Below are 14730 nucleotides of genomic sequence, written 5' to 3'. Positions count from 1 at the left end.
CGCCAGCTCTGGCGAGGGCAATCCCCGATTTAATGGTAGCCCATCAGCTGTGCGCCAATCACCACCACGCTCGACATGATAAACAGCAGTCCCAGCAGCGTTGCCCCCACCTTAATCCAGTTGCGGAAATCCACCCGGCAAACGCCGAGCGTGGCCATCAGCGAAGCCGATGTTGGGTAGATGATATGGCTGAACCCGTCGCCAAACTGGAACGCCAGCACCGTGACCTGACGGTTTACGCCCACCAAATCGCCCAGCGGCGCCAGCAATGGCATGGTTAATGCCGCCTGGCCGGAACCCGAAGTCACAAAGAAATTAAACACCGCCTGAAACAGCAGCATAAACCAGGCGGCCACAGCGTTATCCAGCCCGCTGATGCCGTTGGCGATACTGTTGAGTAGCGTATTCAGCACGCTGGCTTCCCCGGCTTCGCCGCTGCCCACCAGCAGCAGTATCCCTTTAGCGAAACCGACCAGCAGGGCAGGGGCGATCATCATCTTCGCGCCCTCGGTAAACGAGGAGGCCATGACGTTTATCGTCATGCCGTTGAGGCGGAACACTACCGCAATCAGGCCAATCACCAGGCCCATAGTGAAAAACTGGCTGGCAATCTCGGGAATAAACCACGCGTTGACGATAACGCCCCAGACCACCCAAATCATCACGCCGGTGAGCACCAGCAGAACCAGCCAGTCGCCCAGGGTAAAAGGCCGCTTGATGACGTCATCCTGCTGTTCGCGGAAAAAACGATCTGATTCATAAACACGCGACAGGTGAGGATTTTTCTTCACCCGTGCGGCATAGGCCAACGTGAACAGCAGGCCAATCAGTGTGGAAACTATCCACACGACGATCCGCAACCCTGACCCCGAGAGCACCGGCAAACCCGCGATACCCTGGGCCACCACCACGCAAAAAGGGTTCATCCATGAACTGGCAAAGCCGATTTGGGTGGCGATGTAGGTGACAAGCACCGTGGTGATGCTGTCATATCCCAGGCGCACCATTAGCGGCGCGATAATGATAGCGAACGCCACCGCCTCCTCGCCCATGCCAAAGACCGCGCCACCGAGCGAAAACAGGATAAACAGCACCGGGATAAACAGCGCTTCATTGCCTCGGGTGTGGCGGATCAGTGCCAGGATACCGTTATCGATGGTGCCGGTACGCATCACGATGCCAAACGCGCCGCCGATCACCAGCATAAACATGATGATCCCAACGGCAGTGCCGAATTTAGAACCGGAGGTTAACCCTTCAAACGGGAAGTTCATCAGGCCTGGCCGTTCATCGCCGGTGCTGAAAAACTGCACCCGATGGTACTGTTCTTCCCCTGCATCGTTAGTCAGGATGCGAAACGAGTGAGGGTCAACGACTTTACGGGTTTTGCTTTGACCATCGACCTGATATTGCACTTCCTGGCTATCAAATATCCCTACCGGCACCACCCAAGTGGCAAGACTGGTCAGTATGGCGACAAAAAAGATGATGACCAGCGTATCGGGCATCGCCCATTTTTTGGCTGGCTTAGATGGAGACTCGGTGACTGCAGACATAACACACTATCCCTGTTGCATGGCAAAGCGATAATTATGCAAACAGGCGAATAGCTATTCATTGATGACACGCAGAGAAATGAACAAATCCGATTTTTACTCTGCTCTGATTTTTAAGATAAAAAAGCCGGAAACAGGGCGCTGTTTCCGGCTTTCGGATGCACAGCGTAGTGGCTGTGCATGGGCATCGCAAATTACTGCTGCTGAGCGGACTGGATCGCGGTCAGTGCGATGGTGTAAACGATATCGTCTACCAGCGCGCCACGAGACAGGTCGTTTACCGGTTTGCGCATACCTTGCAGCATCGGCCCGATGGAGATCAGGTCGGCAGAACGCTGTACCGCTTTGTACGTGGTGTTACCGGTGTTCAGATCCGGGAAGATGAACACGGTAGCACGACCAGCAACCGGCGAGTTCGGCGCTTTAGATTTGGCTACATCAGCCATCACTGCGGCGTCATACTGTAGCGGACCGTCGATGACCAGATCCGGGCGTTTTTCCTGAGCGATGCGGGTCGCTTCACGGACTTTCTCTACATCGCTGCCCGCGCCAGAGGTGCCGGTGGAGTAGGAGAGCATGGCAACGCGCGGGTCGATGCCGAACGCGGCAGCGGAGTCTGCGGACTGGATAGCGATCTCAGCCAGCTGTTCAGCGGTCGGGTCCGGGTTGATGGCGCAGTCGCCATAAACGTAAACCTGCTCCGGCAGCAGCATAAAGAACACAGAAGAAACCAGTGAGCTGCCCGGTGCGGTTTTGATCAGCTGCAACGGCGGACGGATGGTGTTGGCAGTAGTGTGAACCGCGCCGGATACCAGACCGTCAACTTCATCCTGCTCAAGCATCAGGGTGCCCAGCACGACGTTATCTTCCAACTGCTCGCGGGCAACCGCTTCGGTCATGCCCTTGCTCTTACGCAGTTCAACCAGACGGGCGACATAGCTTTCACGAACCACTTCCGGGTCGACGATTTCAATGCCGGTGCCCAGCTCCACGCCCTGTGCTGCCGCAACGCGGGTGATTTCATCCGGGTTGCCTAACAGTACGCAGGTCGCGATGCCGCGTTCAGCGCAGATAGCCGCTGCTTTAACGGTACGCGGCTCGTCGCCTTCCGGCAGCACCACGCGTTTACCGGCTTTACGCGCCAGCTCGGTCAGCTGATAGCGGAACGCTGGCGGAGACAGACGGCGGCTGCGCTCGGAGCTGGCGGTCAGGGATTCGATCCAGTCAGCGTTAATGTGGCTGGCTACATATTCCTGCACTTTCTCGATACGCTCGTGGTCATCAACCGGCACTTCGAGGTTGAAGCTCTGGAGGCTCAGGGAAGTCTGCCAGGTGTTGGTGTTCACCATGAATAACGGTAGTCCGGTAGCGAAAGCGCGCTCGCACAGTTTGCTGATGCGGGCGTCCATTTCGTAACCGCCGGTCAGCAGAATAGCGCCGATTTCCACGCCGTTCATGGCGGCCAGACATGCGGCAACCAGCACGTCAGGACGGTCAGCGGACGTCACCAGCAGAGAACCTGCGCGGAAATGCTCCAGCATATGCGGGATGCTGCGCGCGCAGAAGGTCACGGATTTCACGCGGCGGGTTTTGATATCGCCTTCGTTGATCACAGTGGCTTTCAGGTGACGCGCCATGTCGATAGCGCGTGTTGCGATCAGATCGAAGCTCCACGGCACCGCGCCCAGCACCGGCAGCGGGCTTACCGCTTGCAGCTGTTGCGCGTCGATGTTGATCACTTTGGCTTTGTTGGAATCGTCAAAGATTTCAGACAGGTCAGGGCGGGTGCGGCCTTGCTCGTCAACCGGGGCGTTCAGCTTGTTGATGATAACGCCGGTGATGTTGGTGTTTTTCACGCCGCCGAAGCTGCTGCGGGTTAGTTCGATACGCTCTTTCAACTGCTCCGGAGTATCGGTGCCCTGAGACATCACGAACACGATTTCCGCGTTCAGGGTTTTGGCGATTTCGAAGTTCAGCGACTGCGCGAACTGGTGTTTGCGGGTCGGCACCAAGCCTTCAACCAGCACCACTTCCGCGTCTTTGGTGTTCTCGTGGTAGCGCGCGATGATCTCTTCCATCAGCACATCTTTCTGATTGCTGGAAAGCAGAGACTCAACGTGGCTCATCTTCAGCGGCTCAGCGGCCGGAAGATTAGAATTGGTGCGCACGATCGTGGTGGTCTGGTCCGGCGCATCGCCGCCAGCGCGCGGCTGCGCGATCGGTTTAAAGACGCTCAAACGAACGCCTTTACGTTCCATAGCACGGATCACGCCGAGGCTGACGCTGGTCAGGCCGACGCTGGTTCCGGTAGGGATAAGCATAATTGTACGGGACACGGTTTATCCTCTTATACACGGCGGCCAGAAATTCTCTGGCACAGAAAACAACACCGCCAGCAGAGGCTGGCGGCGAGGGATTAAGCGGTCAGGCGGCTCGCATCCTGAGCGATCACCAGTTCTTCGTTGGTCGGGATGACCATCGCAGCGCGGGTGCCTTCTTTGTTGATGAAGCCGGATTTTCCGAAACGGGCAGCCAGGTTACGTTCGTGATCGACGTCGAAGCCCAGCACGCCCAGTTTGCCAAGAGACAGTTCGCGAACCATCGCCGCGTTTTCACCGATACCGCCGGTGAACACTACGCCATCCAGACGACCATTCATCAGCGCAGTGTAAGAGCCGATGTATTTCGCCAGGCGGTGGCAGTAAACGTCCATCGCACGCTTAGCGTCTTCTTTGGATTCGTAGTTGTCTTCAACATAACGGCAGTCGCTGGTGACTTCGGTCAGGCCCAGCAGGCCGGACTCTTTGGTCAGCATCTTGTTGATCTGGTCAACGCTCATGCCCAGGTTGTCGTGCAGGAAGAAAATGATCGCCGGGTCGATGTCACCGGTACGGGTGCCCATCACCAGGCCTTCCAGCGGGGTCAGACCCATAGAGGTGTCCACGCACTCGCCGTTGCGAATTGCAGAAACGGAACCGCCGTTGCCCAGGTGGCAAGTGATGATGTTCACTTCTTCCACCGGCTTGTTCAGCATTTTCGCGGCTTCCTGAGTCACATAGTAGTGGCTGGTGCCGTGGAAACCGTAACGGCGAACGCCATGCTCTTTGTACAGGTTGTACGGCAGGGCATACAAATAAGACTCTTCCGGCATGGTCTGATGGAACGCGGTGTCGAACACAGCAACGTTCTTCTCTTTCAACTGCGGGAAGGATTTCAGCGCTTCTGTGATACCGATCAGGTGAGCCGGGTTATGCAGCGGTGCGAAAGAGGCAGAATCTTTGATGCCCTGGATGACGGATTCGTCGATAACCACAGAGCTGGTGTACTTTTCGCCGCCGTGTACGATACGATGACCAATCGCGGTCAGTTGTGCGGACAGCTCTGGTTTTTGTGCCAGAATAGTATTAACGATATAGTTCAGTGCTTCGCTGTGAGCGGCGCCTGCACCTAAAGCCGCTTCTTGTTTACCGCCATCCATTTTCCATTTGATACGGGCTTCAGGAAGATGGAAACATTCGGCTAAACCAGAGAGGTACTCTTCACCATTTGCCGCGTCGATGATCGCGAATTTCAGTGAGGAGCTACCGCAGTTCAGAACCAGTACTAACTTACTCGACATGGAAGTACCTATATTGATACGTGGCTAAAAAAACGTCAGTGAGTCTATCAGCGTAGCGCATGATGACGCTGACATTTATGATTAACGTCATGGCAGGGATAAAATTCGCCATCACGAAGGAAATTCTTAGCATTATCGCCTGGTTGACGGCCTGAAGCCAAAGCGAGGCGATTCAATGTTGACAGGGTGTACCCTAAGGTCTACGCCATCAAAAGCTGGCACAGGATACCTGATAGCGCGGCTTTTTGAAAAAGATTTTGAATGGTGATATGAACTGTTGTTATCTTGCACGAAATTTTGATTATTTATATGTGAAGTTGAGGTAAAGCCATGTCCACTCCCGAGAATTCCCCCGTTAGCTTTTTTAGCTTATTTCGCCGGGGACAGCATTACGCCAAGACGTGGCCTATGGAAAAACGCCTCGCCCCGATGTTTGTGGAAAACCGCGTGATCCGTGCTACCCGCTTCGCCATTCGCTTTATGCCGCCGATTGCGGTATTTACGTTAACCTGGCAAATCGCGCTCGGCGGGCAGCTCGGCCCGGCGGTCGCCACGGCGCTATTCGCCATTAGCCTGCCGATGCAGGGCCTGTGGTGGCTGGGCAAACGCTCGGTTACGCCGTTGCCGCCTTCTATCCTGCACTGGTTTTATGAGGTACGCTCCAAACTGGAAGAGGCGGGCCAGTCCCTCGCGCCGGTGCAGGGCAAGCCCGATTACCAGGCACTAGCTGATACGTTAAAGCGGGCGTTTCGCCAGTTAGACAAAACTTTCCTGGATGATTTGTAATTTGCCCCCTGTTGCGCATATAAATGAGGGCATCTGAGTTGCTTAACGCGCCTATGCGTAACAGGAGTCAAAAATGGAAATGACCAACGCTCAACGTCTGATCCTCTCGAATCAGTACAAAATGATGACCATGCTCGACCCGGATAACGCCGAGCGCTATCGTCGCCTGCAAACCATTATCGAACGCGGCTACGGCCTGCAAATGCGCGAACTGGACCGTGAGTTCGGCGAGCTGAAAGAAGAAACCTGCCGCACCATCATCGACGTGATGGAGATGTACCACGCGTTGAGCGTCTCCTGGGCCAACCTGAAAGATAATCCTGGCATTGATGAGCGCCGCGTCACCTTCCTGGGTTTTGATGCCGCCACGGAAGCGCGCTACCTTGGTTATGTGCGCTTTATGGTTAATATCGAAGGCCGCTATACCCATTTCGATGCCGGTACCCACGGCTTCAATGCCCAGACCCCGATGTGGGAAAAATACCAGCGGATGCTGAAAGTGTGGCATTCCTGCCCGCGCCAGTATCACCTGAGCCCGAACGAAATCACCCAGATCGTAAACGCCTGACGGGAGCCTGCTGTGATCAAAGGTTTTTTGTTCGATCTTGACGGAACGCTGGTGGATTCATTGCCGGTAGTGGAACGCGCCTGGTGCGGCTGGGCCGATCGTTTCGGCATTGCCCATGATGAGGTGTTGAATTTTATCCACGGCAAACAGGCGATTACCTCGCTGCGCCATTTTATGGCGGGCCGCAGTGAAGCGGAGATCCAGGCGGAGTTCCTGCGGCTGGAACAGATTGAAGCCACTGATACTGACGGCGTCACCGCGCTGCCAGGCGCGGTAGCGCTGCTGAACCATCTCAATGAACAGAGCATTCCCTGGGCGATCGTGACTTCCGGTTCGATACCCGTCGCCTCAGCGCGCCGGGCGACGGCGGGATTGCCAGAGCCGAAAGTGTTCGTCACGGCGGAGCGCGTGGCGCGCGGTAAACCGGAGCCGGATGCCTATCTGCTAGGCGCGCAGCTGCTGGGGCTGAAGCCTGAAGAGTGCGTGGTGGTAGAAGATGCCCCTGCGGGCATTCTTTCCGGGCTGGCGGCAGGCAGCGAGGTGATCGCGGTGAATGCGCCGGACTCGACGCCGCGTCTTGATGAGGTCAATTTGCGTCTGGATACGCTCACCGCATTGACCGTGGAAAAACAGCCCGACGGCGCGATCCGCTACGCAAAACGCGCACTTTCATGATGTCACCCCGCCACGCTTTACTCAAAAAGCGTTAGTATGTTCCCACTTCATCATTGACGAAGCATTTCAGGTGCTTCGTCAATTTTTGCACCCCCTACCCGAGGCCCGCGTCAACTAACAAGGAAAGCGAGTGAACAGCGAACTGATATGGGTTCTGATTTTATTGGCTGTGGCGGTACTCCTGTTTGCCACCGGTAAAGTCCGCATGGATGCGGTCGCGTTAATGGTCATCGTGGCCTTTGTATTAAGCGGTACCCTTACCTTAAGCGAAGCCTTTTCCGGCTTTAGCGATCCCAATGTGATTTTGATTGCCGCCCTGTTTGTGATTGGCGACGGGCTGGTGCGTACCGGCGTCGCCACCAAAATGGGGTCATGGCTGGTGGACATGTCGGGCAGCAGCGAAACGCGCATGCTGGTGCTGCTGATGTTGACAGTTGCGGGTCTCGGCGCGTTTATGAGCTCAACCGGCGTGGTGGCGATTTTTATACCGGTAGTGCTCAGCGTATCGATGCGCATGAAAACCTCGCCGTCACGCCTGATGATGCCGCTCAGTTTCGCTGGCCTGATCAGCGGCATGATGACGCTGGTGGCGACGCCGCCCAACCTGGTGATCAACAGCGAGCTGTTGCGCGAGGGGCTGGCCGGGTTTCACTTTTTTAGCGTTACCCCGCTGGGGCTGGTGATTTTGCTGCTTGGCATCGTCTATATGCTGGTGATGCGCGGCGCACTTACCGGCAGTAGCAAAGATGAGGGCGCGGATACCTGGCGGCGGCGCACTTTCCGCGAGCTGATTAAAGAGTACCGGCTGGCGGGCAGGGCGCGGCGTCTGGCAATCCGTCCGGGGTCGCCAATGATGGGTCAACGGCTTGATGATTTGAAACTACGCGAGCGCTATGGCGCGAACGTCATTGGGGTAGAGCGCTGGCGGCGTTTTCGCCGGGTGATCGTTAACGTTCATGGCGTCACCGAGTTCCGTGCCAGGGATGTGCTGCTGATCGATATGTCGGCGTCTGACGTCGATCTCCGTCAGTTTTGCAGCGAGCAACTGCTGGAACCGATGATATTGCGTGGTGAGTACTTCTCCGATCAGGCGCTGGATGTGGGGATGGCGGAAGTGTCGCTGATCCCGGATTCGGAAATCGTCGGCAAAACGGTGCGGGAAATCGGCTTTCGTACCCGTTACGGCTTAAACGTGGTGGGCCTGCGCCGCAATGGCGACGCGCTGGAAGAGGGCATCGTCAACGAACCGCTGGAGCTGGGGGATATTTTGCTGGTGGTGGGCGACTGGAAGCTCATCGCCCAGCTCAGCCAGAAAAAGCGCGACTTTCTGGTGCTGAACCTGCCGGTGGAGGAGGGGGATGCGTCTCCGGCGCACAGTCAGGCGCCCCACGCGATATTTTGCCTGGCGCTGATGGTGGCGCTGATGTTGACCGATGAAATCCCCAATCCCATTGCTGCGATTATCGCCTGCCTGCTGATGGGTAAATTTCGCTGTATCGATGCGGAAAGCGCCTGGAAAGCCATTCACTGGCCAAGCATTATTTTGATCGTCGGGATGATGCCGTTTGCGCTGGCGTTACAAAAAACCGGTGGCGTGGAGCTAATCGTCCAGGGATTGATGCAGGTGGGTGGCGGCTACGGCCCGTACCTGATGCTGATTTGCTTGTTTGTGATGTGTGCGACCATCGGGCTGTTTATCTCTAACACCGCGACGGCGGTATTGATGGCACCGATTGCCCTGGCGGCGGCCAAGTCTATGGGCGTCTCGCCGTATCCTTTTGCCATGATGGTAGCGATGGCGGCGTCGGCGGCGTTTATGACCCCGGTTTCATCGCCGGTAAACACCCTGGTGCTGGGCCCAGGGAATTACCGGTTTAGTGACTTCGTAAAGATCGGGGTACCGTTTACGCTGATTGTGATGGTGGTGTGCGTAATTTTGATTCCATTGCTGTTCCCGTTTTAAGGCTACAGCGATGAATCCTGGCTGATTTCGTCCAGCGAGAGATGGAAACTCGGGACAAACATCTGCACAAAATAGTCCATTTCCTGGCTCCGCCGCGCCTCAAGCGTTTTTTCGAGGCGCGATTTCGCCAGCAAAAACTCGTTGTTGCCTGCAGACAGCTCTTCCAGGCATTTTAGATAGGCGCACAGCGCGTCAGCCTGCTTAACGATAGCACGCTCCTCGTCGCTGCTGTAATGCTCGTCAATCAGCGGCATAAAGATGTCGCGCAGCTCATCCGGCACCATATCCACCAACTTTTGCTGGGCGATCTTCTCAATCGCTTTGTATTCGTGGGCGATTTGGTTGTTGAAGTACTTTACCGGCGTCGGTAAATCCCCGGTCAACACTTCGCTGGCGTCGTGATACATCGCCAACAGGGCGATGCGCTCGGCATTCAGTTCCCCGCCGAACTTACGGTTTTTAATCGCCGCCAGCGCGTGGGCGACCATCGCTACCTGCAAACTGTGCTCGGAGACGTTTTCGGTACGCACGTTGCGCATCAGGGGCCAGCGGTTAATCAGCTTCAGGCGGGAAAGATAGGCGAAGAAGTGGCTTTGATTCATTTCAGGCGGTCTCTTGCTACGACAGAGTGCCATTGTGCGAGGTGTTGGGGGAAGATGCAAACCTTCCCCCACAGGCTGTTACTGGTGGTAGTGTGACAGGAAACGGCCGAAACGGTTAATCGCCATTTCCAGATCGTCGAGACGCGGCAGCGTCACGATACGCACATGGTCCGGCCACGGCCAGTTAAAGGCGGTTCCCTGCACCAGCAGCACTTTTTCCTGCAACAGGAAATCCAGCACCATTTTCTGGTCGTCGAGAATATTGAAGCGTTTGCTGTCGATTTTCGGGAACATGTACAGCGCGCCCTGCGGCTTCACGCAGCTGACGCCCGGAATATCGTTAATTAATTCCCACGCCCGGTTGCGCTGTTCGTAGAGACGGCCACCGGGGGTAATAAACTCGCTGATGCTCTGGTAACCGCCCAGCGCGGTCTGGATAGCATGCTGCGCTGGAACGTTGGCGCAAAGACGCATCGAGGCCAGCATTTCCAGCCCTTCAATGTAGCCTTTAGCATGTTTCTTCGGCCCGTTAAGCACCATCCAGCCCTGACGGAAACCCGCCACGCGGTAGGTTTTGGACAAGCCGTTAAAGGTCACAGTCAGCAGATCCGGGGCCAGCGCGGCAATAGAGTGATGCTGCGCTTCGTCATACAGGATTTTGTCGTAAATCTCGTCGGCGAAAATAATCAGGTTGTGCTGACGGGCGATCTCGACAATCTCCAGCAGCAGCTCTTTTGAGTACACCGCGCCGGTGGGGTTGTTGGGGTTAATCACCACTATACCGCGGGTGCGTGGGGTGATTTTAGCGCGGATATCATCAAGGTCCGGGAACCAGCCAGCGGATTCGTCGCACAGATAATGCACCGCTTTGCCGCTGGACAGCGATACCGCTGCGGTCCATAACGGATAATCCGGCGCAGGCACCAGCATTTCGTCGCCGCTATTCAGCAATGCCTGCATCGCCTGCACGATCAGTTCCGAGACGCCGTTGCCGATATAGATATCTTCAACCGTGACATCACGCATATCGCGCGCCTGGTAGTGCTGCATGATTGCTTTGCGGGCGGAGTAAAGGCCTTTGGAATCGCAGTAGCCTTGCGCAGTCGGGAGGTTGCGAATCACATCAACCAGGATCTCGTCCGGCGCGTCGAAGCCAAACGGGGCAGGGTTGCCGATGTTTAATTTGAGTACTTTGTTCCCTTCTTCTTCAAGGCGTTTTGCTTCTTTAAGAACGGGGCCACGGATGTCGTAACAGACATTATCGAGCTTGCTGGATTTTTCGATAGGGGACATGCATCAAACCTTTTTGTGAGCCTTGCTTCCTGCCGTGGAAGCGGATGCGCACAATGTACTCCTCTGGTGAAAGGTTTTGAAGGCATGGGCAAACAGGCGTAATGAAATATCCGCCGAGCATTCATGGGGTTTGTGATTGTTTTGCGATATTAAAATCTAAAAATAAAACACTGAACAGCTTTTAACTCAGGTTTAAAGCGCTTCGCTACGGGCTTTATGCTTTTTATGTGAAATATTTGCTGCATAAAGTGAGCATTTAACAAATAACACGTCACAAATACTCAGTAAAAATGAATGTTTAATTCTACGAGTAGCGGTGTTACATCGCCTTTTCAATGCCGCTTTCACGGTGACCATGATGTTAAAGATAAACGAAATCTTATTTGTAATTATTAAGGAAAGTTAATTATTAGTCGAAAATGAGACGACTTAAACAGATTCTCTGAACAATCTTAATTATGGCTTATAAACATTTTTCCGTTGAGATTAATCGCATTGAGACTTAAAAAAATTCCCGATTTAGGATATTATCGTCTGGTTACACCTGAGTCTTAGCGGGGTTACATCGTTTTTCCCGTGTTATTAAGCCGGTTTGTTGAATTTAACTTATTGTTTATATTGTCTCTTTTATTTTGAAATAAAAAGCATATTCTTACAATGATTCGCACTGCAAACCGTTATGACTGCTTTTCTCGTTGCGCTTAACTGAAACGAATAAAAAATTATTATCCTCGGTGAATTTTGGCTACTGGCAATTTTTTTTTAGGATTTGTATGTTATATCAGTAGATATTATCCGGCGTACTCAAGTCAGCTATATGTATGACTTAAGTCACTAATTGAAAAATGATAACGCTGGAAATCTTTTCCAGTAGATTTTTACTGAAAGGATGCATGCTTCAAATGGAATTGCTGGCGCTTCGATAACACATAGCAACAGATCCGGGGCAGCTCCCTATGAGCAACCTGATAGTGAATAACAATATGATAAATGCAAATCGTCCGATCCTTAACCTCGACCTCGATCTGCTGAGAACGTTTGTCGCCGTTGCCGATTTGAACACCTTTGCGGCGGCGGCGGCGGCAGTTTGCAGGACACAATCAGCCGTAAGCCAGCAGATGCAGCGGCTGGAGCAGCTCGTCGGTAAAGAGCTGTTCGCTCGTCATGGTCGTAATAAACTGCTTACCGAGCATGGCATCCAACTGCTCGGCTATGCCCGTAAGATCCTTCGTTTCAATGATGAAGCATGTACGTCGCTAATGTTTAGCAGCCTACAGGGCTCACTGACCATCGGCGCGTCCGATGAGTCGGCAGATACCATCCTGCCCTTTATTCTCAATCGTATTAGTTCGGTTTATCCGAAGATTTCGCTGGATGTAAGGGTAAAACGCAACCCTTACATGATCGAGATGCTGATGCAGCATGAAGTCGATTTGGTTGTGACTACCACGCAACCCGATAACGCGGAATGTATGGTACTGAGAACCTCTCCGACATTATGGTATTGCGCCGCAGATTTTATCCTGCCGAAAGGGGAACCTGTGCCGCTGGTGGTGTTGGATGAACCCAGCCCCTATCGTGACGTGATTATTTCGCACCTGAATAGCGAAAATATCCCCTGGCGGATTTCCTATATGGCCTCAACGCTTGCTGCGGTGCGCGCAGCGGTGAAAGCTGGCCTGGGCATAACGGCCCGCCCGGTAGAAATGATGAGCCCGGAGTTGCGCGTACTGGGGATTAGCGAAGGGCTGCCGATGCTGCCAGAAACGGAATACTTGCTATGCCGAAATCCGCAGAGCGGCAACGAGCTGACGCAAGTTATCTTCCAGGCGATGCAGACCCACTATAATCCGTGGGGTTACGAAATGGCCTCGACGCAAGGAAACAGTGTGCTAATCGAAGACCAGCTGGATTAGCCTCCTCCCAAAGGATAATTGTTAAAAACAAGCCCCTGATGCTTATAATGGCATCGGGGGCTTATTTTTTGCACATAACCTGGACGTGAAAGCGGCAAAAACTTGCTGATTTTCATCCGGCTATCGACGAGCAAAGGCCGAGCCAGAAGCAAAACAGCCTTTCAAAATGATTGGAACGGCACTTAATGTTAAAAAGTCAGCGTTTTTGTTGTTTTTTTTTCCTGTCAATTAACAGAACCGTGTCTCAGATCAAGAAAATACCCATGCCAGGGGGGATGAATAGTTGAGAATTCCTGCCAAAATAAAGGGGCGTTTTTACACGGCTCACATAACGGACACGATTCAACAACATGAAAAGTAAGATCTGCAGTCAACAGAAAGCAGGTTAAAAGCATTAAATGTTAATGATGTGCTGCTGGTGTAAATTAATGTGAGGATACTTTTGTTAAAGTTGACAAAAGGTTATAGAAAGGAGTAAAAATGCCCATCAATTCGCTGCTTGAGCCCTGTTTTGGTAGTGGTTGTACGGTTTTTTTATTCCTCCCCATGAATCAATGTGACGTTCATTTGCCAGTAAGAGCAGAGAGTAACATCGTCACCATTAGAGTTAAGCAATGAGTATGTCTACATCCACTGAAGTCATCGCTCATCATTGGGCATTCGCTATCTTTCTAATCATCGCCATCGGCCTGTGTTGCCTGATGTTGGCGGGCGCTTTCTTTCTGGGTGGTCGCGCGCGCGGTCGTCAGAAAAACACGCCTTTCGAATCAGGGATCGACTCCGTCGGCACCGCTCGTCTGCGTCTTTCCGCTAAGTTTTATCTGGTGGCGATGTTCTTCGTCATCTTCGACGTGGAAGCCCTGTATCTCTTTGCATGGTCGACGTCTATCCGTGAAAGCGGGTGGGTCGGTTTTGTAGAGGCCGCAATTTTCATTTTAGTGTTACTGGCTGGTCTGGTTTATCTGGCACGCATTGGTGCGCTGGACTGGACGCCCGCTCGCTCGCGTCGTAGCCAAATTAACCCTGAACCTGGCAGTCACACTAATCGTCATCCGCAGTAACAGCGAGGCATTAAGATGGATTATACGCTCACCCGCATCGATCCTGACGGTGAGAATGACCGTTACCCCCTGCAGAAACAGGAGATCGTGACCGATCCCCTGGAGCAGCACGTTCATCGTAGTGTGTACATGGGCAAACTCGAGAATGCCGTACACGACATGGTGAACTGGGGTCGTAAAAACTCAATCTGGCCTTATAACTTTGGCCTTTCCTGCTGCTACGTGGAAATGGTGACGTCGTTTACCGCAGTCCATGACGTAGCGCGTTTCGGTGCAGAAGTATTGCGCGCGTCCCCGCGTCAGGCTGACCTGATGGTGGTGGCGGGCACCTGCTTTACCAAAATGGCACCGGTTATTCAGCGTCTGTATGACCAGATGCTTGAGCCAAAATGGGTTATCTCCATGGGTGCTTGTGCAAACTCTGGCGGCATGTACGACATCTACTCCGTGGTTCAGGGCGTGGATAAGTTCATACCGGTGGACGTGTACATTCCTGGCTGCCCGCCGCGTCCAGAGGCTTACATGCAGGCGTTGATGCTGCTGCAAGAGTCCATTGGCAAAGAGCGTCGTCCTTTGTCCTGGGTGGTTGGCGATCAGGGCGTTTACCGCGCCAATATGCAGTCAGAACGCGACCGTAAACGTGGCGAACGCATTGCTGTAACCAACTTGCGTACACCAGACGAGATTTAAT

At 53.7% G+C, this 14730-nt stretch carries 12 protein-coding genes; 7 read left to right on the top strand and 5 right to left on the bottom strand.

The annotated features are described in order from the left end of the window. Positions 1-29: 29 nt before the first annotated feature. The 3 genes from yfcC to ackA all read right to left on the bottom strand — a co-directional run bounded on the left by yfcC (position 30) and on the right by ackA (position 5175). Positions 30-1556 (bottom strand): putative basic amino acid antiporter YfcC, encoded by a 1527-nt coding sequence (yfcC, locus tag ACVV26_RS15295; RefSeq protein ID WP_474798100.1) that lies wholly within the window; start codon positions 1554-1556, stop codon positions 30-32. A 194-nt stretch (positions 1557-1750) separates the two neighbouring features. Then, positions 1751-3892, bottom strand: a complete 2142-nt coding sequence (pta, locus tag ACVV26_RS15290; RefSeq protein WP_474798098.1) for a phosphate acetyltransferase — start codon at positions 3890-3892, stop codon at positions 1751-1753. A gap of 80 nt (positions 3893-3972) precedes the next feature. Next, positions 3973-5175: an acetate kinase gene (gene ackA, locus ACVV26_RS15285; RefSeq protein WP_474798096.1), complete on the bottom strand. Its 1203-nt coding sequence runs from the start codon at positions 5173-5175 to the stop codon at positions 3973-3975. A gap of 330 nt (positions 5176-5505) precedes the next feature. On the opposite strand from ackA, the gene yfbV reads away from it, so the two are divergent. From yfbV to ACVV26_RS15265, 4 genes are all read left to right on the top strand, one after another. Then, positions 5506-5961, top strand: coding sequence for a terminus macrodomain insulation protein YfbV (gene yfbV, locus ACVV26_RS15280; RefSeq protein ID WP_144130262.1), 456 nt, complete (start codon positions 5506-5508; stop codon positions 5959-5961). A 73-nt stretch (positions 5962-6034) separates the two neighbouring features. Further along, entirely contained in the window at positions 6035-6529 is a 495-nt protein-coding gene (locus ACVV26_RS15275; protein ID WP_474798094.1) for a YfbU family protein, read from the top strand. Positions 6530-6541: 12 nt separating this feature from the next. Next, on the top strand, positions 6542-7204 hold the full coding sequence (locus ACVV26_RS15270; protein WP_474798092.1) for a sugar phosphatase: 663 nt from the start codon (positions 6542-6544) through the stop codon (positions 7202-7204). Positions 7205-7334: 130 nt separating this feature from the next. Continuing rightward, positions 7335-9167: an SLC13 family permease gene (locus ACVV26_RS15265; protein ID WP_474798090.1), complete on the top strand. Its 1833-nt coding sequence runs from the start codon at positions 7335-7337 to the stop codon at positions 9165-9167. 2 nt (positions 9168-9169) lie between these two features. Here the strand turns inward: ACVV26_RS15265 and yfbR are convergent, their stop codons facing one another. Both yfbR and alaA read right to left on the bottom strand, forming a co-directional pair. Beyond that, a complete protein-coding gene (yfbR, locus tag ACVV26_RS15260) occupies positions 9170-9769 on the bottom strand; it encodes a 5'-deoxynucleotidase (protein WP_312978274.1) in 600 nt (199 codons plus the stop codon). Between the two features lie 78 nt (positions 9770-9847). Further along, positions 9848-11062 carry an alanine transaminase AlaA gene (gene alaA, locus ACVV26_RS15255; RefSeq protein ID WP_312978276.1) on the bottom strand — a complete coding sequence of 405 codons (1215 nt, stop codon included), beginning with the start codon at positions 11060-11062 and terminating at the stop codon, positions 9848-9850. Between the two features lie 983 nt (positions 11063-12045). Here alaA and lrhA point away from each other — a divergent pair. From lrhA to nuoB, 3 genes are all read left to right on the top strand, one after another. Continuing rightward, positions 12046-12978 carry a transcriptional regulator LrhA gene (gene lrhA / locus ACVV26_RS15250; RefSeq protein ID WP_474798088.1) on the top strand — a complete coding sequence of 311 codons (933 nt, stop codon included), beginning with the start codon at positions 12046-12048 and terminating at the stop codon, positions 12976-12978. Positions 12979-13592: 614 nt separating this feature from the next. Beyond that, positions 13593-14039: an NADH-quinone oxidoreductase subunit NuoA gene (gene nuoA / locus ACVV26_RS15245; protein WP_125291540.1), complete on the top strand. Its 447-nt coding sequence runs from the start codon at positions 13593-13595 to the stop codon at positions 14037-14039. A 15-nt stretch (positions 14040-14054) separates the two neighbouring features. After that, positions 14055-14729: an NADH-quinone oxidoreductase subunit NuoB gene (gene nuoB, locus ACVV26_RS15240; protein WP_002463453.1), complete on the top strand. Its 675-nt coding sequence runs from the start codon at positions 14055-14057 to the stop codon at positions 14727-14729. Position 14730 lies beyond the last annotated feature (1 nt).

This window comes from Atlantibacter sp. MEI4A-1023 (assembly GCF_056155425.1).
This window is presented reverse-complemented; position numbering and strand designations above follow the sequence as displayed.

Coding starts and splice junctions, on each gene's coding strand:
- yfcC (WP_474798100.1), bottom strand. CDS start 1,556: ATGTCTGCAGTCACCGAGTCTCCATCTAAGCCAGCCAAAAAATGGGCG.
- ackA (WP_474798096.1), bottom strand. CDS start 5,175: ATGTCGAGTAAGTTAGTACTGGTTCTGAACTGCGGTAGCTCCTCACTG.
- yfbV (WP_144130262.1), top strand. CDS start 5,506: ATGTCCACTCCCGAGAATTCCCCCGTTAGCTTTTTTAGCTTATTTCGC.
- ACVV26_RS15275 (WP_474798094.1), top strand. CDS start 6,035: ATGGAAATGACCAACGCTCAACGTCTGATCCTCTCGAATCAGTACAAA.
- yfbR (WP_312978274.1), bottom strand. CDS start 9,769: ATGAATCAAAGCCACTTCTTCGCCTATCTTTCCCGCCTGAAGCTGATT.
- alaA (WP_312978276.1), bottom strand. CDS start 11,062: ATGTCCCCTATCGAAAAATCCAGCAAGCTCGATAATGTCTGTTACGAC.
- lrhA (WP_474798088.1), top strand. CDS start 12,046: ATGATAAATGCAAATCGTCCGATCCTTAACCTCGACCTCGATCTGCTG.
- nuoA (WP_125291540.1), top strand. CDS start 13,593: ATGAGTATGTCTACATCCACTGAAGTCATCGCTCATCATTGGGCATTC.
- nuoB (WP_002463453.1), top strand. CDS start 14,055: ATGGATTATACGCTCACCCGCATCGATCCTGACGGTGAGAATGACCGT.